At 73.5% G+C, this 21,728-nt stretch carries 17 protein-coding genes; 10 read left to right on the top strand and 7 right to left on the bottom strand.

Annotated elements, in window-relative coordinates; genetic code table 11:
- Positions 1-14: 14 nt before the first annotated feature.
- Both POL72_RS29705 and POL72_RS29700 read right to left on the bottom strand, forming a co-directional pair.
- The gene (locus tag POL72_RS29705; RefSeq protein ID WP_272099422.1) at positions 15-1,580 is read right to left on the bottom strand and encodes a phytoene desaturase family protein; all 1,566 of its coding nucleotides are present in this window, start codon (positions 1,578-1,580) and stop codon (positions 15-17) included.
- A 239-nt stretch (positions 1,581-1,819) separates the two neighbouring features.
- Positions 1,820-3,055, bottom strand: a complete 1,236-nt coding sequence (locus POL72_RS29700) for a DUF72 domain-containing protein (protein ID WP_272099420.1) — start codon at positions 3,053-3,055, stop codon at positions 1,820-1,822.
- Positions 3,056-3,103: 48 nt separating this feature from the next.
- Here POL72_RS29700 and POL72_RS29695 point away from each other — a divergent pair, with 48 nt between their 5' ends.
- Both POL72_RS29695 and POL72_RS29690 read left to right on the top strand, forming a co-directional pair.
- Positions 3,104-4,384 (top strand): hypothetical protein, encoded by a 1,281-nt coding sequence (locus POL72_RS29695; protein ID WP_272099418.1) that lies wholly within the window; start codon positions 3,104-3,106, stop codon positions 4,382-4,384.
- On the top strand, positions 4,381-5,019 hold the full coding sequence (locus POL72_RS29690; protein WP_272099416.1) for an ATP-binding cassette domain-containing protein: 639 nt from the start codon (positions 4,381-4,383) through the stop codon (positions 5,017-5,019). Before POL72_RS29695 ends, POL72_RS29690 begins: the two co-directional genes overlap by 4 nt.
- A 46-nt stretch (positions 5,020-5,065) precedes the next feature.
- Here POL72_RS29690 and POL72_RS29685 read toward each other — a convergent pair whose 3' ends face one another.
- Positions 5,066-5,812 carry a class I SAM-dependent methyltransferase gene (locus POL72_RS29685; RefSeq protein ID WP_272099414.1) on the bottom strand — a complete coding sequence of 249 codons (747 nt, stop codon included), beginning with the start codon at positions 5,810-5,812 and terminating at the stop codon, positions 5,066-5,068.
- Positions 5,813-5,819: 7 nt separating this feature from the next.
- On the bottom strand, positions 5,820-6,683 hold the full coding sequence (folD, locus tag POL72_RS29680; RefSeq protein ID WP_272099412.1) for a bifunctional methylenetetrahydrofolate dehydrogenase/methenyltetrahydrofolate cyclohydrolase FolD: 864 nt from the start codon (positions 6,681-6,683) through the stop codon (positions 5,820-5,822).
- Positions 6,684-6,829: 146 nt separating this feature from the next.
- Between folD and POL72_RS29675 the strand changes: the two genes are divergently transcribed.
- Positions 6,830-8,212, top strand: coding sequence for a nicotinate phosphoribosyltransferase (locus tag POL72_RS29675; RefSeq protein WP_272099410.1), 1,383 nt, complete (start codon positions 6,830-6,832; stop codon positions 8,210-8,212).
- 66 nt (positions 8,213-8,278) lie between these two features.
- Complete coding sequence (locus tag POL72_RS29670; protein ID WP_272099408.1) at positions 8,279-8,962, top strand: cysteine hydrolase family protein; 684 nt, start codon at positions 8,279-8,281, stop codon at positions 8,960-8,962.
- A gap of 64 nt (positions 8,963-9,026) precedes the next feature.
- On the opposite strand, the gene POL72_RS29665 is transcribed toward POL72_RS29670, so the two are convergent.
- Complete coding sequence (locus POL72_RS29665) at positions 9,027-11,033, bottom strand: putative bifunctional diguanylate cyclase/phosphodiesterase (RefSeq protein ID WP_272099406.1); 2,007 nt, start codon at positions 11,031-11,033, stop codon at positions 9,027-9,029.
- 296 nt (positions 11,034-11,329) lie between these two features.
- Between POL72_RS29665 and coaE the strand changes: the two genes are divergently transcribed.
- From coaE to POL72_RS29645, 4 genes are all read left to right on the top strand, one after another.
- Positions 11,330-11,980, top strand: coding sequence for a dephospho-CoA kinase (gene coaE / locus POL72_RS29660; protein WP_272099404.1), 651 nt, complete (start codon positions 11,330-11,332; stop codon positions 11,978-11,980).
- Between the two features lie 64 nt (positions 11,981-12,044).
- Positions 12,045-13,565 (top strand): ribonuclease H-like domain-containing protein, encoded by a 1,521-nt coding sequence (locus POL72_RS29655; protein WP_272099402.1) that lies wholly within the window; start codon positions 12,045-12,047, stop codon positions 13,563-13,565.
- 139 nt (positions 13,566-13,704) lie between these two features.
- A complete protein-coding gene (locus POL72_RS29650; RefSeq protein ID WP_012236337.1) occupies positions 13,705-14,355 on the top strand; it encodes a DUF72 domain-containing protein in 651 nt (216 codons plus the stop codon).
- Between the two features lie 122 nt (positions 14,356-14,477).
- On the top strand, positions 14,478-15,863 hold the full coding sequence (locus POL72_RS29645) for an IS4 family transposase (protein ID WP_272093452.1): 1,386 nt from the start codon (positions 14,478-14,480) through the stop codon (positions 15,861-15,863).
- Between the two features lie 146 nt (positions 15,864-16,009).
- Here the strand turns inward: POL72_RS29645 and lnt are convergent, their stop codons facing one another.
- A complete protein-coding gene (lnt, locus tag POL72_RS29640) occupies positions 16,010-17,719 on the bottom strand; it encodes an apolipoprotein N-acyltransferase (RefSeq protein ID WP_272099400.1) in 1,710 nt (569 codons plus the stop codon).
- Positions 17,720-18,060: 341 nt separating this feature from the next.
- Here lnt and POL72_RS29635 point away from each other — a divergent pair, with 341 nt between their 5' ends.
- Both POL72_RS29635 and POL72_RS29630 read left to right on the top strand, forming a co-directional pair.
- Entirely contained in the window at positions 18,061-19,335 is a 1,275-nt protein-coding gene (locus POL72_RS29635; protein ID WP_272099399.1) for a hybrid sensor histidine kinase/response regulator, read from the top strand.
- Positions 19,335-20,507, top strand: coding sequence for a cysteine desulfurase family protein (locus POL72_RS29630; protein ID WP_272099396.1), 1,173 nt, complete (start codon positions 19,335-19,337; stop codon positions 20,505-20,507). The genes POL72_RS29635 and POL72_RS29630 overlap by 1 nt, the downstream gene beginning before the upstream one ends.
- Positions 20,508-20,981: 474 nt before the next feature.
- On the opposite strand, the gene POL72_RS29625 is transcribed toward POL72_RS29630, so the two are convergent.
- Complete coding sequence (locus tag POL72_RS29625) at positions 20,982-21,728, bottom strand: TrmH family RNA methyltransferase (RefSeq protein ID WP_272099394.1); 747 nt, start codon at positions 21,726-21,728, stop codon at positions 20,982-20,984.

Below are 21,728 nucleotides of genomic sequence, written 5' to 3'. Positions count from 1 at the left end.
CCGCCGCGCGCGGCTCACTTCCCGAGGTCGGCGAGCGCGGCCTTCGCGGCGTTGTGCCCCGCCGCGCCGATGACCGACCCGGCCGGGTGCGTCCCCGCGCTGCACGAGTAGAGCCCGGCCAGCCCGAACCGGTAGGGCACGCGATCGGCGAAGCCGAAGCTGTTGTCGATGTGGTGGATGTGCCCCTTCGTGATCCCGAAGTGCCGCTCGATGTCCGGCGGCGCCAGCGTGAACGTCTCCAGCACGAGGTCGCTCATCCCGGGCGCGAAGCGATCGCAGATCGAGAGGAGGTGCTTCACGTAGCGCGGCGCGGCCTGGTCCCACGTCTCGCCGCCCGCGAGCGCGTAGGGCACCCACTGCACGAAGAGCGCCGCGTTGTGGTGGCCCTCCGCGTCGCGCAGGCTCGGGTCGATCGGCGTGTGGAAGTACCACTCGATCGCGGGGAACTCCGGGAGGCGCCCGCTCATCGCGTCGCGGTGGGCCTGCCGCAGCGTGTCCATCACGACGTCCTCGTCCGGCAGGAGGTGGATGGTCGGCCCGAACTGCCCGCGGTCCTCCGGGAGGCACGTGAACGTGGGCAGTCCGGTCAGCGCCATGTTGACCTTGAGCGTCGAGCCGTCCTTCGCGAGCGCGTCGAGCCGCGCCGAGAGCGAGGCCCCGATCGCCGCCTCGCCGGCGAGCGCGCGGGTGCGGTACGGATCGGCGTTCGAGACGACCACCTTCGCGGCGATGCGCGCGCCGTCCTCGAGGAGCACGCCGGAGACGGCGCCCCCGGACGACTCGATCCGCGCGACGCGGGCGCCGGTGACGATCGTCGCGCCCTCGGCCCTCGCCTTCTCGGCGAAGAGGCGGGAGATCGTGCCCATCCCGCCCTCGACGATCATCCAGGTCCCGTCGGCGCCGGGGAGGCGGCACATGTTGTGGATGAGGAAGTTCATGCCGGTGCCGGGCGATTCGAAGCCGCCCGCGAGCCCCGAGAAGGCGTCGGTCACGGCGTACATCGCCTGGAGGAGGTCGCTCTTCCAGCCGAACCGCGCGAGGTAGTCGGAGATCGTGCCCCGGCAGAGCGCCACGAACGTCTGCCGGAGGGCGGGCCGCACGTAGCGCTCCGCCGTCTCCTCGATGGAGAGCGGCTCCTCTAGCCACGTCGGGGCGATGTCGTCCCGGAGCGCGGCGAGCTCGGCCTGGAGCGCGCTGTTCGCGTCCCAGTCCGCCTGGGAGAAGAACTCCAGGAACTGCCGCTTCATCGCGGCCTGATCCGAGCCGAACAGCAGGTAGCGCCGGTCCGTGGTCGGGAGGAAATAGTGCGGATCGCGCCGCCGCAGGGGGAGGGTGACGCCGACCTCGCGGAGCAGCTCGGGGGGGGCGAGCCCGAGCAGGTAGGCGCCGCTCGAGACGCCGAGGCCCGGCGCGTTCCGGAAGGGGTGCTCGGTCTTCACCGCGCCGCCGACCGCGTCCTTCTCCTCGAGCACCACCACGTCGAGCCCGCGGCGGGCGAGGAGGACCGCGGCGACGAGACCGTTGTGGCCGGCGCCGACGATGACCACATCGGCGCGGGCCGGAGCTTCACTGCGTTTCACTGGGCACCTCCAAGCGCTGTGCGCGTCCTCTGCCGCGGCCGGCGCGCCGGCGCTCGGGCCGTGGCGCACGAGGTGTTGCACGGATGGTGCGGCGAGGAGAGCCCTTTTCGCGCGCGGTAGCCGGGGGGGATGCGCAGCGCCGGCCCCGAGGCCGCCCGCACGGCGACCCTTTCCAGCCTGTCCTCTCCACGGCGCTGGCGCGCGTCGGGTCGGCCGGCGCCGTCCTGCGCTGGTCGGGCTCACCCGCCGGCGATCGTCGTGGGCGCCGTGGGCGCGCGCCACGCGCCGGCGACCTCCTCGGCGACGGCGCGCACGGTCAGGGGCGCCGAGCCCTCGGCCTTGTTGTTCACGAGCGTGAAGCTCTCGATGCGCAGCGCCGCGGCCTCGCACAGGATCCGCGCGACCTCCGCGCGCATCTCGGGATCCGGCTCGACCACCCGGTTGAACGGGTGGAACCGGCGCTTCTCCGCCTCGTAGCGGCGGCCGGGCTTCAGCGAGAGCCGGACGACCGCGAACGGGGCGTTCGAGACGGGCACAACCTCCGCCTGGGCCCCGGGAGACGGCATGTTGCGCCAGTAGCTGTAGGCGTGGGCGACGCCGCGGGCGCCGAGGATCTCCCGGTACTCGCCGGTGAAATACGCGCGCTCCCTGAGCTCGACCGCGCAGGAGAGCTCGCGCGGCAGCGCGCCGAGGAACGCGTCGAGCCGCTCGAAGAACGCGCGAGGCGGGAGCCGGTGGGGCGGGCCGACCGGGGGCAGCTCGAGCAGCACCGGCCCCGCGTGCGCCCGGAAGACCGTGAGCAGCGGCGCGGCGACGCGCGAGAGGAAGAGCGGCACCGAGAGGAAATCCGGGTTCGGCTCGAGGCGAGCGGGGCCCGCGCTGCGCCCGTCGTCCTCGCCCGGCGGGGTCTGCGATCGCTCCAGCGTCTGGGACACGACCGCGTGCAGCGCCTTCGACACGCAGCGGAAGCCGTCCGGCAGCTGCGCTCCGTAACGGCGGAAGTCGCTGTCGGGGACGGGGGCGTAGAAGCTGCGGTCGATCCCGACCGTCGTGAGCAGCGGGTGCCGGGCGTACTCGGCGAGGCCGTCGCGCGCGAGCTCCTCCGTGCTCTGCCGCGCGGCGTAGACGAGGCCCTGCCAGCCGGGGAAGCTCCACGAGCTCGTGCCGAGGTGGAGCCCCGGCGGCAGCTGCGCCGCCAGGCGGGCGGCGTCGTCGTAGACCGCCGCCATCGCGTCGCGCTCGCGCGCCGCCTCGACAGCGGCGGGCTCCGGCGCTGGACCGAACAGCGAGAGCTGCGACGGGTCGGCGCCTCGGCGCCCAGGGGAGCGGCTCACCCGGTCGAGTTTACTGCTTCCGGCGCGCTCCGCGACATCGGCCACGCGGGCGGGGAGGGCCGCTGCGCTGGCCAGCGCGGCAGGGGGGCGGGCGGCGCGCCGGGCGCCGAGCGGCAGCGCCGGCCTGCGCCGGTGGCGCACGCGCTTCCAAGGGGAGCATCCGGGCGGCGTGGGGTACAAGCACGTGGCGTGCTGCGCCGCTTCGCCCTCGTCCTGCGCGTCCTGGTCTCGACGGCCGGGAAGGACGCCTTCGCGCGCGCCATGCCGCTGTACATGGGCATGGGCCTCGTCGCGGCGGTCGTGTTCGGCGGCAACGGGATGCACCCCTCGCAGCTCACGGGCCTCGCGGGCGAGTCGCCCCTGTTCCGGGTCGCGCTGTGGGGAGCGTGGTTGCTCGTCGGGACGCCGGCGGCGCGCGCGCTGCTCCGGGCGCCGGCGACGTTCTTTCTCCGCGCGCTGCCGGTCCCGCGCCGCGAGCTGCTCTCGGCTCATGCGCTGCTCCTCGCCGTCGCCGAGCTCCCGTGGGCGGCGCTCTGGGCGGTCGGCGCCGGCGCGCTCGCCGGCTGCGCCGCTTGCGCCGCGGCGCTGGCGGCGCGCTGCATGCTCCTGGCCCGGCCGCGCGGGGCGCGCGAGCTCTCGGCGCTCGCGCTGCTCGCGGGCGCCATCGCGCTCGGGGCCCCGGCGTCGGTCCTGCTTGCCTGCGCCGCGCCCGCGCTCGCCGTCGGGCTGCGCGCGGCCGTCGTCCGCGCGCCGGAGGTCGCTGCCGGCCGCGAGCGCTCGATGATCCCATCGGCGGCGCCCGCGCTCGTCGCGCTCTCGTTCGCCTACCTGGCGGCGCTCCTCCGCGGCCACCGCGCGGTGCTCGTGCGAGGCCTCGCGCTCGCCGCGATCGGCGCGCTCGCCGCGGCGGCCTGGGCCCGGAACAGCGGGCGGCTCGGGGGCGAGCCGCTCGCGGCGGCGTCGCTCGTCGCGCTCGCGCCGGTCGCGCTCTGCGCGGGCGCTGGCCTCTCCGGTCCGGTCCTGCGCGAGGAGCGGCGGCTCGCGTGGCTCCTCGACGCGTGCGGCACGGCGGCCGGGCTCCGCGCGGGCGCCGTCGCCGCGGCGGTGGCCGCGCCGCTCGCGGCGCTCGCGCTTGGGCATGGCGCGGTGGTCGGCGCGCTCACCGGCGCGGCGCCGTCGCTGGCGCTGCGCCTGGTCGGCGGCGCGGGGCTCGCGGGGCTGCTCCTCGCCGCGATCGCGCTCGGCTGCGTCCGGTGGTCCGTTCGGCAAGACGGCCGCGACAGCAGCCGGGTGCTGCTCTCGGTGCTCGCCGCGATCGCGGCCTCGATCGCGGCCGCGTGGACGCTGGGCGAGCTCGCGCTCGCGGCCTTCGCCCCGGCGGCCGCGCTGCTCGCGGGGCCCGTCGGGGCGCGCTGGATCTCGCCGCGCCGCGGGCGCGGTGCGGCGGCAGGAGAGGGGAGGGCGCTGTGACGCTGGAGGCGACGGGGATCCACAAGCGGCTCTCGGGCAGGGACGTGCTCTCGGGCGTCGACCTCCGCTGCGGACCTTCGGAGGTGGCGGTCGTGATGGGCGAGAACGGCGCCGGCAAATCGACCTTGCTGCGGGTCGTCGTCGGGTTGCTGGAGCCCGATCGCGGCGCCGTGACGCTCTCGGGGGAGGCCGTCCACGGCGCCGCGGTCGCGGCGCGGCGCCGGCTCGGCTACGCGCCCGACGCGACCGAGGCGCTGCCCGATCTCCAGGTCGCGGAGCTCTGCGCCCTCGTGCGCGCGCTCAAGCAGGCGCCGCCGCTCGACGGCGCGTGGCGCGCGTGGATCGAGCGGCTCGGCGCGGCCGCCTTCTACCGGCAGCGGCTCTCTGGGCTGTCGTTCGGTCAGCGCAAGCGCGCGCTCCTGCTCGCTGCGCTGGTGGGCGATCCTTGGCTGCTCGTGATCGACGAGCCGACCAACGGGCTGGACGCCGAGGGGGCGCGCACGGTGCTGGAGCTCATCGAGCAACGCCGCGCGGAGGGGAAGGCGACGCTCCTCACGACGAACGACGCGGCCTTCGCGGCGGCGATCGGGGGGCACGTGCGCCGGCTGAACGGGGGGCGGCTCAGCGAGGAGTAGGGGGCGGGCGCCTCGGTCCGCGGGGCGACGCGCCCCCGGACGCCGCCTACGGGCTGGGCTGCCCCTCGCCGCGGTCCGAAGGGCGCGGCAGCAGCCGCAGCACCCGCGTCTCGCGCTGCTCGCGCCCTTCGAGGTCGAGCGGCGTGGGGACGAGGTACCGCGCGAGCTCCTCGATCGCCTCGGAGGGGCAATAGGCGCGGCCGGGATCGCCGACGATCACCGCGGTGGCGCCCGCGGCCTTCTGGCGCAGCCACGGGAGCACGCGGTCGACCATCGCGCGCTCGTAGCAGACGTCGCCCGCCACGATCACGTCCCACGCCGCCGTCGCGCCGCTCGCCGTGAGATCCTCGGTGATCACGTCGACGGTGACGCCGTTCAGGGCCGCGTTCAGCCGGAGCGCCGCCGCGGCGAACGGATCGATGTCGGCGGCGCTCACGCGCCCCGCACCGGCGAGCACCGCGGCGATCGCAACGATGCCGCCGCCGGAGGCGAGGTCGAGGACGCGCTTGCCCGACACCGTCGCGGGATGATCGAGGAGGTACCGCGCGAGCGCCTGCCCGCCCGCCCACGCGAACGCCCAGTACGGCGGCGGCACGCCCGCGCGCGCGAGCGCCGCCTCGGTCGCGTGCCAGAGCGGCGTGACCTCGGTCGCCAGGTGGAGCCTGACCTCGGGGACGAACGGCGGACAGGCGACGGCCGTCTCGCGCGCGACGAACGCCGCGGCGCGCTCGGCGGCGGAGGCGGCCTCCGCGTCGGCGTCGAGCTGCGGCGCGGGCGCGAGCTCCCCCGTCACGGCGGCGCTACCGCTTCGCGACGCGCGCTTCCGCGGCGCGCAGCGTCGTCGCGAGCAGCGAGGCTATCGTCATGGGGCCGACGCCGCCGGGCACCGGCGTGATCCACGCGGCCCGCTCCCTGGCGGCGTCGAAATCGACGTCGCCCACCAGCTTGCCCGCGTCGTCGCGGTTCATGCCGACGTCGATCACCGTGGCCCCTTCCTTGATCCAGTCGCCGCCGATGAGCTTCGCCTTGCCCGCCGCGGCCACGAGGACGTCGGCCTCGCGGCAGAGCGCCTTGAGATCGCGCGTGCGCGTGTGGGCGATCGCGACCGTCGCGTGCCGCGCGAGCAGCAGCTGCGCCATCGGCCTGCCGACGAGGTTGCTCCGCCCGACCACCACCGCGCGGGCGCCGCCGAGCTCGACGCCCGCCTCCGCGAGCAGGCGCATGCAGCCGACCGGCGTGCACGGCGCGATGGCGCCCGGGCGGCCCATCGCGAGCAGACCTGCGTTCATCGGGTGGAGGCCGTCGACGTCCTTCGCGGGGTCGATGGCGTCGAGCACGGCGTGCGCGCGGATGTGCGCCGGCAGCGGCAGCTGGACGAGGATCCCGTCGACGGTGTCGTCCGCGTCGAGCTCCGCGACGCACGCGAGCAGCTCGGCCTCGGTCGTCGCGGCAGGGAGCGCGCGGAGCCGGCCTCGAATGCCGACCTCGTTCGACATCCTCTCCTTGCTCCGCGTGTGGGTCACGCTGGCCGGGTCCTCACCGACGAGCACCACCTCGAGGCCGGGGGGCCGACCGTGGGCGGCCGCGAAGCGCGCCACCCCCTCCCGCACCTCGTCGCGGACCTTCTGCGCGATCGCCTTGCCGTCCAGGATCTTCGCCGCCATGGCCGCGGAGCTTAGTCCACCCGCGGCCGTCGCGGGGGCGGTGCCCGCAGCGGCCCGCGGAGCGAGCGTGAGGACGGCCGGCTCACCGCCTCACGTCACGCCATCTTCCGGTTGACCCGTACGTCCAGCGTCTCTAGCCATGATCTGTGGACGCCCTGCACACCGATCTGTACCAGCTGACCATGGCGGCGGGCTATTTCCACCGCGGCATGGCCTCGCGCGTCGCGACGTGCGAGCTCTTCGTGCGGCGGCTTCCCCGGCACCGGCGCTTCCTCGTCGCGATGGGCCTCGCGCGGGTCGTGCGATACCTCGAGGAGCTCCGCTTCACCGAAGAGCAGATCGCCTACCTGAGCGCGCTGCCCGCCCTCGCGGACGCGATGACGCCGGCGTTCTGCAGCTACCTGCGGGACTTCCGCTTCCACGGTGACGTCTGGGCCATCCCCGAGGGCACCGCGTTCTTCGCGAACGAGCCGGTGCTGCGCGTCACGGCGCCGCTCATCGAGGCGCAGCTCATCGAGACGTTCGCCCTGTCCGCCATCAACCACGCCACCGCGATCGCGTCGAAGGCCGCGCGGATCGTCCTGGCCGCCGGCGACGCGGGGGTCATCGAGTTCGGCACCCGGAGGGCCCACCCGGAGGCGGCGATCGACGCGGCGCGCGTCGCGTACGCGGTCGGCTGCGTCGGCACCTCCAACGTCGAGGCCGGGATGCGCTTCGGCATCCCGGTGCTCGGGACGGCCGCGCACATGTGGACCATGGCCCACCCGACGGAGCAGGCCGCGTTCGAGGCCTACGTCGCCGTCTTCCCGAGCGCGGCGATCCTGCTCATCGACACCTACGACACGCTCGTCGGCGCGGCGCGCGCCGCGGCGATCGCGCGCGACAAGCTGAAAGGCGTCCGGCTCGACTCCGGCGACCTCGGCGCGCTCAGCGTGGCCGTGCGCAGGATCCTGGATGACGCAGGCTGCACGTCGGCGAAGATCGTCGCCTCGGGTGATCTGAACGAGCACCGCATCGCCGAGCTCCGTCGCGCCGGGGCGCCCATCGACCTCTACGGCGTCGGGACGGATCTCGTGACGTCGATCGACGCTCCGGCGCTGGGCGGCGTCTACAAGCTCGTGGAGATCGGCGACGTCGAGCGGGGCGCCGGCGGAGAGCGCACGCCCATCGCGAAGTTCTCGGAAGGGAAGGCGACCCTGCCCGGCGCGCACCAGGTGCACCGCTTCCGCGATCGATCGGGGAAGCTGGCCCGCGACGTGATCGCGCTCGACGGCGAGCCGATGAGCCCCGACGCAGAGCCGCTGCTCGCGCCCGTGATGGCGCGCGGCGCCCGGGTCGCGCCGCGCGAGGCGCTCGACGCCGTCCGGCTGCGCGCACGCGCGGAGCTCGCCGGGCTCCCGGAGGCGCTCCTCTCCATCGACGACGAGCCCGAGCCGGGCGCGCCCTTCGCGGCCGAGGTGTCGCCGCGGCTCGGCGCGCTCGTGGAGGCGGTGCGCGCCCGCGTCGTCTCCGGCGCAGGACACCCGTAGCGAGCGAGACCCCTGGCGTGCGCGGCCGCGAGGCCGCGCGCTCCCCCCACGACAGGAGACGAGCACATGGCGAGCGGTAAATGGACGCGGCAATCATCGCCCCCGAGGGTGTTCGTGGACGTCGACGTCCAGCGGGACTTCTGCGAGGAGACCGGCGCGCTTTACGTGCAGGGCTCGCCGAACGCGCTGTTCCGGAGGCTCACCGAGCACGCCGTCGCGCACGGGATCCCCATCGTCGGCTCGGTCGACTCGCACGCGTGGGACGCGTGGGAGTTCGCGTCGAACGACACGCCGGCCCCCGAGGGCGGCAAGCCGGGCTTCCCCGACCACTGCGTGAAGGGGACGCCGGGCTGGCTGAAGGTCGAGGGGACGCTGCCGCCGCGCTTCCGCTTCCTCCCGAACGTGGAGCGCGCGCCCATCGACGCGGCGGTGCGCGAGCTCGCGGCGGGCAAGAGCCAGGCGGTCTACTTCGAGAAGGAGGTTTACAGCCTCTTCGCGAACCCGCTCGCCGAGGCGTTCCTGCGCGACCTCGCCGCGGCGCTCGGCGACGCGCCGGAGCTCGTCGTCTACGGCGTGGCGACCGACTACTGCGTCCGCGCCGCCGCCCTCGGCCTCGCCCAGCGCGGCTACCGCACGGCGCTCCTGACCGACGCCGTCGCCGGCATCACCGAGGCCGGGGTCGCCGCGGCGCTCGCCGAGATGCAGGCCGCCGGCGTCACGCTCACGACATCGTCGGCGCTTCTCTTCTAGGTAGGATCCAGCGGATCGCGCGGCGAGACCGGCGCGTGGCGCGGCCGGTCTCGCCGCGATCGCGTCAGCGGCCTTCCGGCGAGCCGCTCGTGTCCGGGATGCTCGGCTCGCCCTGGGCGCGCAGGGACCCGCAGAGGTCCACGAGCGGCTGCGGCTTGTCGAAGTGCCACCCCTGCGCGTAGTGGATGCCCATCGACGTGAGCAGCTCGGCGATCTCCTGGTTCTCCACCTGCTCGGCGACCGTCTTGATGCCGAGCGTGTCGCCGATGCGGTGCACCGACTCCACGATCGCGCGGTGGAGCGAGTTGTCCTTCAGATCGCGCACGAACATGCCGTCGATCTTGACGTAGTCGACAGGCAGGCTCTCCAGATAGCCGTACGACGCGTGCCCGCTGCCGAAGTCGTCGATCGCGAACCGGCACCCCATGGCGCCGAGCTCCTGCATGAACCACAGCACCTCGCCGAGGTTGGCGAGCGCCGCCGTCTCGGTGATCTCGAAGCAGATCTTGCTCGGCGGCACCTGCGCCCGGTGCAGCTGCTCGACGAGGAAGTCGAGCAGGCCCTCGCGCAGCAGCGACACGCCCGACAGGTTGATCGAGCACGTGTCGAGGCGCCTCAGCGCGTGCTGCGGCAGCGCGCCGATGAGCCGGAACGCCTGGCGCGCGACGTAGCGATCGATCACGTGGATCAGGCCGCTCTGCTCCGCCGCCTGGATGATGCCGACCGGCGAGTAGAACCGGCCGTCCTCGCCGAGCTGCCGCACGAGCACCTCGAAGTGCGCGCCGCGGGGGGTGTGCGCCGCGCCCGGCTTGATGAGCGGGTGGATGCCCTGCGCGTAGAGCCGGAGCCGCCCCTCGGCGAGGTGGCGCTGCAGGCTCGCGACCCACTGCATCGAGCGCCGGCTCGTCGTCATCTGCTGGTCGTCGAGGTAGACCTGCAGCCTCCCGCGCCCGTTCTCCTTCGCGATCCGGCACGCGTGATCGGCGGCGCCGAGCACGTCGACCGCGCGCTCGAAGTGCGGTGTCAGCACCACGAGCCCGATGCTCGCGCCGATCGAGAACGTCTTCTCCGCCCACCCGAACCGGAACTCGAGCAGGCAGATCTGCAGGTCGCGCGCGATCCGCTCCGCTTCCCGCTCGTTCTTGTCCGCGAGCAAGAGGACGAACTCGTCGCCGCCGATCCGCCCGGCCGCGTCCTTCGGGCCGACGATCTCGTGCACGCGCGTCGCGACCCACTGGAGCAGATCGTCGCCCGCCTCGTGCCCGCACGTGGCGTTCACGAGCCGGAAGCGATCCAGGTCGATGTAGCAGAGCGCGTACGGCGTGTTGTTCGCCCTGCAGTCGTTCAGCGCCTCCTCGATGCGATCGATGATCGCGTACCGATCGAGGAGCCGCGTCAGCGCGTCGTAGCGGGGCTTGGCCGGGTGGATCGGCAACGGCCCCGGCGCGCCGAGCTCGCGGAAGAGGATGATCTGTCCGGGCGGGGGCGGCGGCGGCCTCGAGTCGCGCTGGCTCTCGCGCGTGGGGCGCCCCGCGAGCGTGCCGATCGTGTGGAGCACGGGGATGACAGAGCCGTCGCGGCGCTCGAGCAGCGCGGTGTACCGCGCGGACGTCGGTCTGCCTGCCGCGGCGGCCTCCGGCGCGCCGAGCGGCGCGCCCGGCGTGCGCAGCGCGCCCTCGTCGATGATCACCGGCGCGAGCGGCGCCACCGGCTCGCGCCGCGGCGTGAGCGCGAGCGGCGGAGCGGCCTTCGCCGGCGCGCCCTCGTCGAACAGCTCGGTCATCTCTCCGACGTCGATGTCCGGATCTCCGCTCGTCGTCCCCGCCGCCGGGATCAGCCGGAGCACGCGATCGAGCAGCGCGCCGCGCGCCTCGACGATCGACCAGCCGGTCAGCCGCTCCGCTGCACCGTTGACGCGCACCACGCGCTGCTCGGCGTCGACTTCGATCACGCCGACGTCGAGCTCGGACAACCACGCCACGAGCTGCTTGTCCGGCGAGCCGCGGTGCACGTCCGAGCGATCGAACGCGGCGTGCAGGCTCGACTCCGGCCGGTCATCGATCTTTGCCACCACCCAGTTATGGTAGTTGCATTCCCGGAGAAGCGGACTTCTTAAGCGCCGACGGCGAGGAAACTCGACGGTCGCAGACCCCCCTTCGAGGTAGGCTGGGGTCGTGGTGGTCACGAGGCGAGCAGGCGCTCCGGGCAGACGTGGGCGCCGGCGCAGGTCGCACGTTCCTTTGACGCCCGCCGCGCTCGACCTTCGGGACGATAGGGTCAGGTTTAACGCTATGCGTTATGACGCTGGGTCGAGATCAGACAGCGGAGAGGCGTGCCGGTCGCTCCAGGGAGGGCGGTGAGGCGGCCATGGGGATTGTCCTGTTCGGGCTCACGGGCGGCCTGGGATCCGGCAAGAGCACGGTGGCGGCTCACTTTCGCGCGCGGGGGCTTCCGGTCCTCGACGCCGACGCGCTCGCCCGCGAGGTGGTGGCGAAGGGAACCGAGGGGCTCGACGCGGTGGTGCGCACCCTGGGCCCGGAGGTGGTCTCGCCGGACGGCTCGCTCGATCGCGCGCGCGTCGCCGCTGTGGTGTTCGCCGACCCGGACAAGCGCCGCCAGCTGAACGCGATCGTGCACCCGCGCATCACCGCGCTCACGCTGGAGCGCGCCGCCGAGCTCCAGGCGCAGGGCGAGCCGCTGGCCTGCTACGAGGCGGCGCTCCTCGTCGAGAACGGGGTCGCCGACGCGTTTCGCCCGCTCGTCGTGGTCGCTGTGCCCGAGGCGGTCCAGATCGCCCGCGCGATGGCGCGGGACGGCGCGACCGAACACCAGGTGCGCGCCCGGCTCGCCGCGCAGCTCCCGCTCGCCCGCAAGGTCGCGGTGGCCGACTACGTCATCGAGAACTCCGGCGATCGCGCCGCGACCGAGCGGCAAGCCGACGAGGTGCTCGCCTCGATCCGGGCGAAGCTCGGTGTCGGTCCCAGCGCCGCGCGCCAGGGATCGGGCCAGGATCCCTGATAGGCATCCGCTGGACCACTGACTTGATGCGCAGTGCCCGGCGTGGAAACCTCGCGACTGGCCGATGACGTCGTTCAAGTCGAAGCTCGCGCGGCTCGGGCCGCTCCCGGCGGAGCGGCGCGGCGCTGCGCCGCTCGCCCCCGCGCCGGCGTCGCTCGACCGCGGTCCCGCCGTGGACGGCGTCGGCCCCTCCGATGCTCCTCCCGCACCGCCGCCCGCGGCGCCGGCTCCGAGCGACGCGGCGCCGGCCGCGGCGGTTGCGTCCACGGGCGTCGCTCGACCGTCGCTCGACGATCTGCGCGAGCGCATCTCCCGCATCGTCGCCCGGGGCGCGCCGCCGACCCCCAGGGCCGATCCCGCGCGCGGCGAGCTCCCCTTCCATGTCGAGCAGACGCCCGGGGGGCCTCTCTATGCGAGCCGCACCCGCTCGCTCGCGGCGGCCCGCGTCGGCCGCGCGCCGCTCGTCGCCGCGCGCGACGCCGATCCGGCCATGCTCGCGCTCCTGTCGCTCGACCCGGCGCTCGCCGGCTGCGATGTGCGGCGGGCGCTGTTCCTCGACACGGAGACCACGGGCCTCGCAGGCGGCACGGGCACCGTGCCGTTCCTGATCGGCCTCGCCTGGTTCGACCCCGGGGCGGACAGCGCGGGGCCGCTCGGCGAGCCCTCGTCCGACGGCTTCGTCATGGAGCAGCTCCTCCTGCGCCGCCTCGGCGAGGAGGAGCCCATCCTGCGCCGCCTCACCGAGCGCCTCGCCGGCGCCTCGATGATCGTCACGTACAACGGCAAGGCGTTCGACATGCCGCTCCTGCGCACGCGCTACGTGATGAACCGCCTGCCGCCGCCGCCGGAGCTGCCGCACCTCGATCTCGTCCACGTCGCGCGCCGCATCCACAAGGCCCGCCTGAAGAGCCGCACCCTCATCGCCCTCGAGCACGACGTGCTCGGCCGGGTGCGCGTCGGGGACGTGCCCGGCGGCGAGATCGTCGCGTGCTACGCCCACTTCCTGCGCACCGGCGACGAGGAGGCGCTGCTCGGCGTCGTCGAGCACAACGCCGCCGACGTCCTCGCGATGGTCGCGCTGGTCGGCCTCTACGGCGAGCCGCTCGGCAGCCTCGCCGCCGGCGATCTCGCCGGGGTGGCCGCGACGCTGCGGCGGGCGGGCGCGCTCGAGCGCGCGGCCGAGCTCGCGGACGCGGCCGTCGAGCGCGGCGGCGGCGCGGTCGCGCGGCGCGCGCGCGGCGACATCGCGAAGGCGCGCGGGGACAAGGCGCGGGCGCTCGCGGACTACGAGGCGCTCGCCGCCGAGATCGACGACCCCTCGGTGCGCCTCGAGCTCGCGAAGCTCTACGAGCACCACGTGCGCGCCTTCTCCCGCGCCCTCGAGCTGGCCGACCAGGGCACCGCGGAGCCCGAGCCCGCGCAGGCCCGCCGCCGAGCCCGCCTGCAGCGCAAGGTCGATCGCAGCGCCGCCGTGCTCGCGCTGCCGTTCGGGCAAGCCACCGGCGCGGGCGCGGGCGCGGTCGACGGCGCTGCGGCGCGCCCAGGCTCCGAGCCAGCGGCGCCGCGGCGCGAGGGCGAGGAGTGAGCGGGCACCCACTGCGACTGCGTCCTCGCGCCCGCGACCTGGCCGCGCGCCCCGTCTCGTTCGGGCATCCGGGCGAGCCGAGCGAGAAATCCATCGCTCTGGCTTCTCGCCAGCGCGCGCGTGGGCTAGGGTGGGGGCGATGATTACCGTCGGCTGCGCCGGTTTTCCCGTCCCAGCGACGCGCTATTTCCGCGAGTTCATGTTCGTGGAGGTGCAGGAGACCCATGTGTCCCTTCCGGGACCTGGAACGATCCGGCGCTGGCGGCGCGAAGCTCCAGGCGGCTTTCGTTTCGCCCTGCTCGGTCCGCGCGAGATCGGGCAGGAGGGGTTTCGGGACGGCAAGGTGATCGAGACGGCGCTCAAGAGCATCGAGGCGGTCGCGGACGAGCTCGAGGCGAAGCTCGCCGTCTTCGTCGGCCCCCCGGAGTTCACGCCGACGCGCGCGAACAAGGCCATCCTGCGCGACTTCCTCGTCAACGTGAAGAAGCGCTTCGAGCGCGTCGTCTTCGAGCCTCCGCCGGGGTGGGATCCGGACGAGTGCGACGAGCTCACCCAGGAGGTCGGTGCGCTCGCCGCGCGCGATCCGCTGAACGCGGGCCTCTCGCGGCTGAAGGTGGCCTACTACCGCCTGCACGGTCCCGCGGGGCACAAGTCGCGCTACGAGGATCCGGCGATCGAGCGGCTCGCGGAGATCGCGCGCGGCGCGAAGCACGACGACGCGACGTACGTGTTCACGAACGTCGACATGTTCGCCGACGCGAAGCGCTTCAAAAAGGCAATGAAGCTCTAGAGCGGCGGTCATCCGCTTCGGAGACGGGCCCATCTCGACGTTTTCGGTGCTCAGCGTACGTGAGTCTCAGGATCCTACACATCTCGCTTGATGTGTGCTGGGCGACGTGATCAAAGCTGCGGATGGGTTCACCCGCAGCAGAGAACGCGGCCGCACTCGCCGAGGAGATGAGCGACGCGCCCTTCGGCGATGTGCGGCTTTCGAAGCGCCAGAGCAAGCTGGTGCAAAAGCTGGCGCAGGCGCCGGACAAGAGCTTCCCCTCGCTGCTGTCCGACAGCGAGCTGGAGGCTGCGTACCGTTTCTTCGGCAACGACGCCGTCACGCCCGCGGCGATCCTGGCTCCGCATGTGCGCGCCACCCTCGCGCGCATGGAGGCCGAGCCGGTCGTGCTCGCCATCCATGACACCACGACCCTCTCCTTCCGCTCGGACGGCCAGCGGCAGGGGCTCGGCCGGCTGCGCTCCTCGGGGCAGACGTTCTTCGCCCACTTCACCTTGGCCGTCAGCGGCGATGGGGTGCGTCGCCCGCTCGGCGTGCTCGCTCTGAGCACGCACGTGCGCGACGAGGACACGACGGGCAACGAGCACGACCGCTGGGGAGAGCAGGTGGAACAGGTCGCTGCCCTGGGCTGTGCTCCGCACGCCTTGGTGCATGTCATGGACCGCGAGGGCGACGACTACGGCCTGTTCGCGCAGCTGCTGGGCGCAGGGCATCGGTTCGTGATCCGGCTGGCACACAATCGCCTCGTCGAGGCCGCCGCCCTCGGAGAGGAGGCGAAACTTGAGCACGCGCTCGCGCAAGTTCAAGCGGTCGCTGTGCGCGAGGTAGAGCTTTCCCCACGGCCGGCGGGCAACCGTAGCCCTCAACAGAAACGCCTGCATCCCACCCGTGCCGGACGCCTGGCGAAGCTCGCCCTTGGCAGCACGCGCGTGACGCTGCGACGACCCAGATCGCAGCCGCGTGAGCTGCCGGCGACACTCTCGCTTCAGGTCGTGCGTGTCTGGGAGCTCGAGCCGCCGCCGGGCGAAGCGCCGGTCGAGTGGGTGCTGCTCACCAACGAGCCGGTCGAGTCCGGCGAGCAGCTGACGCAGCTGGTCGACTGGTACCGGGCGCGCTGGATGGTGGAGGAATTCTTCAAGGCCCTGAAGACCGGGTGCGCCTACGAGAAGCGCCAGATCGAGGACCTGCACGGCTTGCGCAACGTGCTGGCGCTCTTCGCGCCCATCGCCTGGCAGCTATTGCTGCTGCGCAGCGAGGCTCGGCGCGCTCCGGAGCAGCCCGCGACCGCCGTGCTCACGCCCACCCAGCTCGCGGTGCTGCGGGTCTTCGCGCGCAAGCCCCTGCCCGAGAACGCCACGGCCCGCGATGCCTTCCTGGCGATCGCCGCGCTCGGCGGACACCTCCGGCGAAACGGCGAGCCCGGCTGGCAGACCTTGGGCCGTGGCTACGAGCAGCTCCTCACCCTCGTTCAGGGCTGGAGCGCCGCGAGGGAGGTGGGGGAAATATGATCAATCCTGAGACGTGAGTACGCTTCCGCGCCGAAAACGCCGATCTGGGCCCGTCTCCTGTGCGGGTGACCGTCGCTCTCTGGTCGCTCCGGCGTCAACCGGGCCGCGCGCGGCGTCGGCGAGTACGACGCGAACGCGCGCGCAGCTCAGGCTTCGCCGCGCCGGGGCCGTCGGCGCTTCGGCCGCGTGAACAGCGCCATCGCGGCGCTCGCGGCCGCGGCGACGTACCACGGGATGTCCTTCACGGTTCCGTAGACGGTCTGCCCGTGCATGAACCGGGCTTCGCCGAGGAGCGACTGCTCCTTGAACGTGTCGCTGTGCGTGACGACCCGCCCGACCGGGTCGACGATCGCGGAGACGCCGCTGTTCGTGGCGCGCACGAGGTAGCGGCGGTGCTCGATCGAGCGCATCTTCGCGAGCGCGAGGTGGATCCACGGCTCCGTCGAGTCGCCGAACCAGGCGTCGTTCGTGAGGTTGACGAGGAGGTCGGGGTCGCCCTGGGCGACCAGCTTGTTCACGAAGTGGGGCAGGATGTCCTCGTAGCAGATCATCGTCGCGAGCCTGTGGCCTTCCCACTCGAGCGGAGCGAACGACGTGCCGGAGCTGAAGCGGCCCGAGTTCGGCGACAGCTTGTAGAGGTACGGGACCATCTCGCCGAACGGGAGGTACTCGCCGAACGCGAGCAGGTACTGCTTGTCGTATCGACCGAGGATCTCGCCGTCCTTGCCGGCCATGAGCGCCGTGTTGAAGCTCACGCCGCGCTCGTTCCGGTCGGCCGCCTGCCGGTGGATGACCGTGCCGACCACCGTGGGGACGCCGAGGCGGCGCGTGAGCGACCGCTGGACCTCTCTCTGGTAGGCCGACTCGCGGAAGGCTTGCGGCACGCCTGCCTCGCTCCACACGACGAGCTCCGCGCCCTGCTGCGCGAGCTCCCGGGTCCGGCTCACGTGGATCTTGAGCGCGTTCCCACGGTCGAAGAGCGCGAGGTTCGGCTGGACGATCCCGATCTTGATCGGCTCGGCCGCGGCGGCGGCCGCGTCCACGGCGCGGATCCGGAGGACGCCATACACGGCGGCGAGGGCGGGGGCGGCGATCCCCACAGCGAGGACCGCGCGGTTCAGCGGGCGGCCGCGCCGCGCCGGGCCGGCGTCGCCCGGCGCAGGGCTCGGGGGCGCGCGATCCAGCTGGTGCATCACGAGCTCGGCGATCGCGAGGTTCGCGGCGACCAGCACCAGGCCGACGAGGTAGGGGCCGCCGAGATCCGCGACCTGGCCCATCACCGGCGCGTTGTGGACCGAGGCGCCGTAGTACCAGGGGAAGAGCAGCGGGTAGACGAGCTCGCTCGTCACGAACGCGAGCGCGAAGGCCACCGAGCCAGGCCATCCGCGCGCCTCGGCCCGCCCGTAGAGCCAGCCGCACAGGGCGATCCTCCCGGCCTGGTAGCCGCAGAGGATGGCCATGAAGAGCGCGCAGAGGACCGTGGGGAATCCGCTGAACACCCGCAGCATCTCGAGCAGCCAGTAGAAGCCGGTCATCGTCATGACGAAGCCGGCGATCCAGCCGAGCAGCGCCGCGCGCGCGGGCGTCTGTCCGCGCAGCGCGACGATCAGCGGGACGAGGCCGAAGAACGAGATCGGCCAGAGATCCACCCCAGGAAACCCGAGGAAGTAGAAGAGCCCGCTGAGCGCCGCGAGCGCATAGGCGAGGCGGGCGGGCAGCGCGCGGGCAGCGCTCCCCGCGCTCGCGGGGGGGTCGCCCGCGCTGCGCGGCGCGTCCGGCAGCGGGAGGCTGGCGGTCTCTCCACCCCCGGCGTCTGCGACGGCAGCCTCGCTCTCTTGCTGGTGCGCGGTCGTCATCGGGAGCGCCCGAGGAAGGGAAGGCAGCGCGTCGTCGTGACGGCGGCGCGGTGGAACCTGGAAGGGCCGAGCATGGCGGCCCCCGTATTGAAGGGATGCTGCCCCTCCGTCAACCCGCTCGGCGCGAGCCTGGCAACCCGCTCGGCGCGAGCCTGGCAACCCGCTCGGCGCGAGCCTGGCAACCCGCTCGGCGCGAGCCTGGCAACCCGCACCGCAAACGAGCGCTACGAGCGGACGATCCCGGCGCCGGGCGCGCCCGCGCGTCCCGGCCAGGCGGTGGAAGTTCGCGCAGAACGTGCCTGAACCCCCGCGATCGCGACTACTATGCGCACGCAGAGCCCATGTCGAAAATCCTTCACATCGAGGACGACCCCGCGAACCGCCTGCTCGTCCGCAAGCTGCTCCAGAACGCGGGCTACGAGGTCCTAGAGGCCGCCGACGGGCTCGAAGGGGTACGTCTCGCCTGTACGCAGCACCCCGACCTCGTCCTCGTCGACCTGAACATCCCGGGCCTCGATGGATTCGAGGTCACCCTGCGCCTGCGCGGCGAGGCGTCGCTCGCCGGCGTCCCCATCGTGGCGATCACCGCCGAGGGCGACCGGGACACGAGCCTCGCCGTCGGCTGTGACGGCTTCCTCCAGAAGCCGATCGACGCGCGCTCCTTCCCGTCGATCATCGCCCGGTACCTCAGCGGCGCGCGCGAGGAGCTCCCCGCGTCCCAGGGGCCGCTCCGGCTGCGCGAGCAGAGCCAGCGCATCGTCGCCCACCTGGAGCAGAAGGTGGCCGAGCTCTCGCGCGCCAACGCCCGGCTCCGCGAGCTCGACGCCGCGCGCACCGAGTTCTACCGCAACATCTCCCACGAGCTCGCGACCCCGATGACCCCGATCGTCGGGTACGTGAAGCTGCTCGCCGACGAGGAGCTGGGCCCGCTCAACAAGGCGCAGAAGAAGGCGCTCCTCGCGATGGAGGACTGCGTCCGCAGGCTCCGCTCGCTCATCGACAACCTCCTCGACGTCACCGGCATCGAGACGGGCCGGATGCGCTTCATGCACTCCGAGTACGACTTCCTCGACACCACGCGGCGCGCCCTCGCCCAGGTCGCCGACCGCTTCGCCGAGGGGAAGGTCCAGCTCGTCGAGGAGCTGCCGCGCGGCCCGCTCCCCGCGTGGGGCGACGCGGGCCGCCTGCAGCGGGCGATGATCCAGCTGTTCGAGAACGCGGCGAAGTTCACGCCGGCCGGCGGCACCGCGGGCGTGCGGGTCATCGTGCTCCAGTCGGGGCACTACGAGCTCTGCGTCGCCGACACCGGGCCCGGGGTCAAGGCGGACCGCCAGTCGCGCATCTTCGAGCCGTTCTACCAGGTCGACGGCTCGGCCACGCGCGCCTACGGCGGCGTCGGCGTCGGGCTCGCGATCGCGCGGCGCACCGCCCGGGGGCTCGGCGGCGACGTGCGCGTCGCGTCTCCCAGCAACGAGATCATCGAGGGGGAGACGCTGACCGGGGCCGCGTTCTACCTGACGGTCGCCCGGCGAGCGCCCTTCCAGGACGATGGCAGCTCCCCCGGCCGGCTCGGCCCGCCCTCGTCGCCGCCCACCGATCCCTCGTCGTCCATCTGATGCACCCAGCCGCTCGCGCCATCTACCTCGACTGGAACGCGACGACGCCGCCGCACCCCGAGGTCCTGGCGGCGATGCAGGCCGCGGCCGAGGTGGCCTGGGCCAACCCCGCGAGCGTCCACGGACCGGGGCGTCGGGCGCGCGCGTTCATCGAGCAGGCGCGCGAGGCGGTCGCCCGGCTGACGGGCTTCGACGCGCGCGACGTGGTCCTCACCTCGGGCGGCACCGAGGCCAACAACCTCGCGCTCTGCCACGCGTTCGACGAGCGATCCGGGGCGCTCGTCGTCTCGCGGATCGAGCACCCGTCGGTGACCCGCGCCGCCGAGGCGCTCGCCGGCCGCGGCGTGCACGTCGCGTGGATCGATCCCGAGCCGTCCGGCCGGGTCGCGCCGGAGGCGATCGCTGCCGCCGTGGATCGAGCGGCGGCCGTCGCGCCCGTGCGGCTCGTGAGCCTCCAGGCGGTGAACCACGAGACGGGGGTCATCCAGCCGATCGCCGAGGCAGCGGCGATCGTCCACGCCCGCGGGGCGCGCCTTCACGTGGACGCCGTCCAGGCCGTGGGACGCCTCCCGCCGGAGGCGTGGGCCGGGGCGGATCTCGCGTCGGTCGCGGCCCACAAGCTCCGCGGGCCGAAGGGGATCGGCGCCCTCGCGGTCCGGCCGGGCATCCGGCTCCGCCCCGTCCTGCTCGGAGGCGCGCAGGAGCGCGGGCTGCGGCCCGGGACGCAGGACCCGCTCGCGGCGGCCGGCTTCGCCGTTGCCGCGCGGCGCGCGATCGGCGGTCCTGCCCGCTACGCAGCGCTCGCCCCGCTCCGCGATCGCCTCGAGGCCGAGCTCGTCGAGATCGGGCGCGCGGCGGGCGCCGCGCCGATCCGCAACGGGGACGGCGACCGCGCCCCCCACGTCACGAACCTCTCCTGGCCCGGCTGGCGCGGCGACGAGCTCTGCGCCGCGCTCGACCTCGAGGGCGTCGCCGTGTCCAGCGGCTCGGCCTGCAGCGCCGGGACCGCCGAGCCTTCCCCGGTCGTCACGGCGATGCTCGGACCAGAGCGCGCGGCGTCCGCCGTGCGCTTCTCGATCGGCGAGGACACGACCGAGGCCGACCTCGTCGAGGCCACGCGCCGCGTGGCCCGCGTGCTCTCCCGCCTGCGATCGCTTCGAGCTGGAAGCTGAGCCGATCCCGTCGCTTACCGGGAACCCGTCGATTCTTGAACCATCCCTCGAGCCATTCCGGATTAGCGCGCAGAGAAGGATGAGTCCACAGGGGTATCTATTCGTAGCGATTGAGCTTTTTGAGGGGGCTGTGGATTCTTTAGGTCGATCCATTGAATGGATCGAATCGGTCGTCTTGCTGTGAACCTGTTCAGCGTTCGACGAGGTGCTCGATTTTGCTTCAGGTTTCGTTTGTATCTGTTCGAATTTATTGTCAATTTTGTTGATGTAAAGGGGCGGCCTACGGCGCTGCCCGACGAGCTCGCGGCGCGCGATCACGCTGGCTCCGAATGCATCGATCGAGGGGCGTCCAGGTCAGCCCTCGGGTGAGCTCGCGCTCGACGTGCAGCGCTGCCAAGCGACGTCACGGCGCGCGAGCGCCCGGGTCACCTTCACCTGGAGGCGCCTCGCGAGAGGCCGAGCTTGCTGTCCGAACTACGCGCTCGATGCGCGGCGCTGCCGGACGACTTCGTAGAGCGCTATCGCCCCTGCGACCGAGGCGTTCAGCGAGGCGATGGGGCCGGTCATGGGGAGCCGGGCGACGTGCTGGCAGACGCGGCGGACCGAGCGGCGCGTGCCCTTGTCCTCGGCGCCGATGACGATCGCGACAGGGCCTGTCAGGGGCAGCTCGCCGAGCTCCACCGGACCCTGGGCATCGAGCGCTATCGCGGCGACGCCTCGGGCGGCGAGCGCCTCCAGGGCGTCGGGCAACGAGGGGACGCGGCACAGCCTCGCGTGCTCGATCGCGCCCGCGGACGCCCGGAAGGTCGCCGGGGTGAGCGGCGCCGAGCTGTGCTCGGGCCACAGGATGGCCCGGGCGCCCAGGGCGACGGCGCTGCGGATCACAGCGCCGAAGTTCTGCGGGTCCATGACGCCGTCGAGCGCCACCGTGATCGTGCCGGCGCCGGGCTGGCCCTCCTCGACGACCGGGATCTCGTCGACACCGACGATCCGGAGCTCGGGCGCCGAGGCCACGGCCCCCTGGTGGCGGCCGCCGGCGCTGCGGCGATCGAGCTCGTTGCGGGGCGCGCGCTCGGTCGGGATGCCCTGGCCCTCCGCGAGGCGCGCGAGCGCGTCGAGCTTCGGGCCGCCGTCGCGTTGGACGAGGACCCACCCGACCCGCGCGCCGTGCGCGCGGATCGCCTCACGAACCGGCTGGAGACCGTAGACGAGGCGGCTCAC

Origin of the sequence: Sorangium aterium, from assembly GCF_028368935.1 — a bacterium.
Taxonomy (GTDB): Bacteria; Myxococcota_A; Polyangia; order Polyangiales; family Polyangiaceae; genus Sorangium; species Sorangium atrum.
This window is presented reverse-complemented; position numbering and strand designations above follow the sequence as displayed.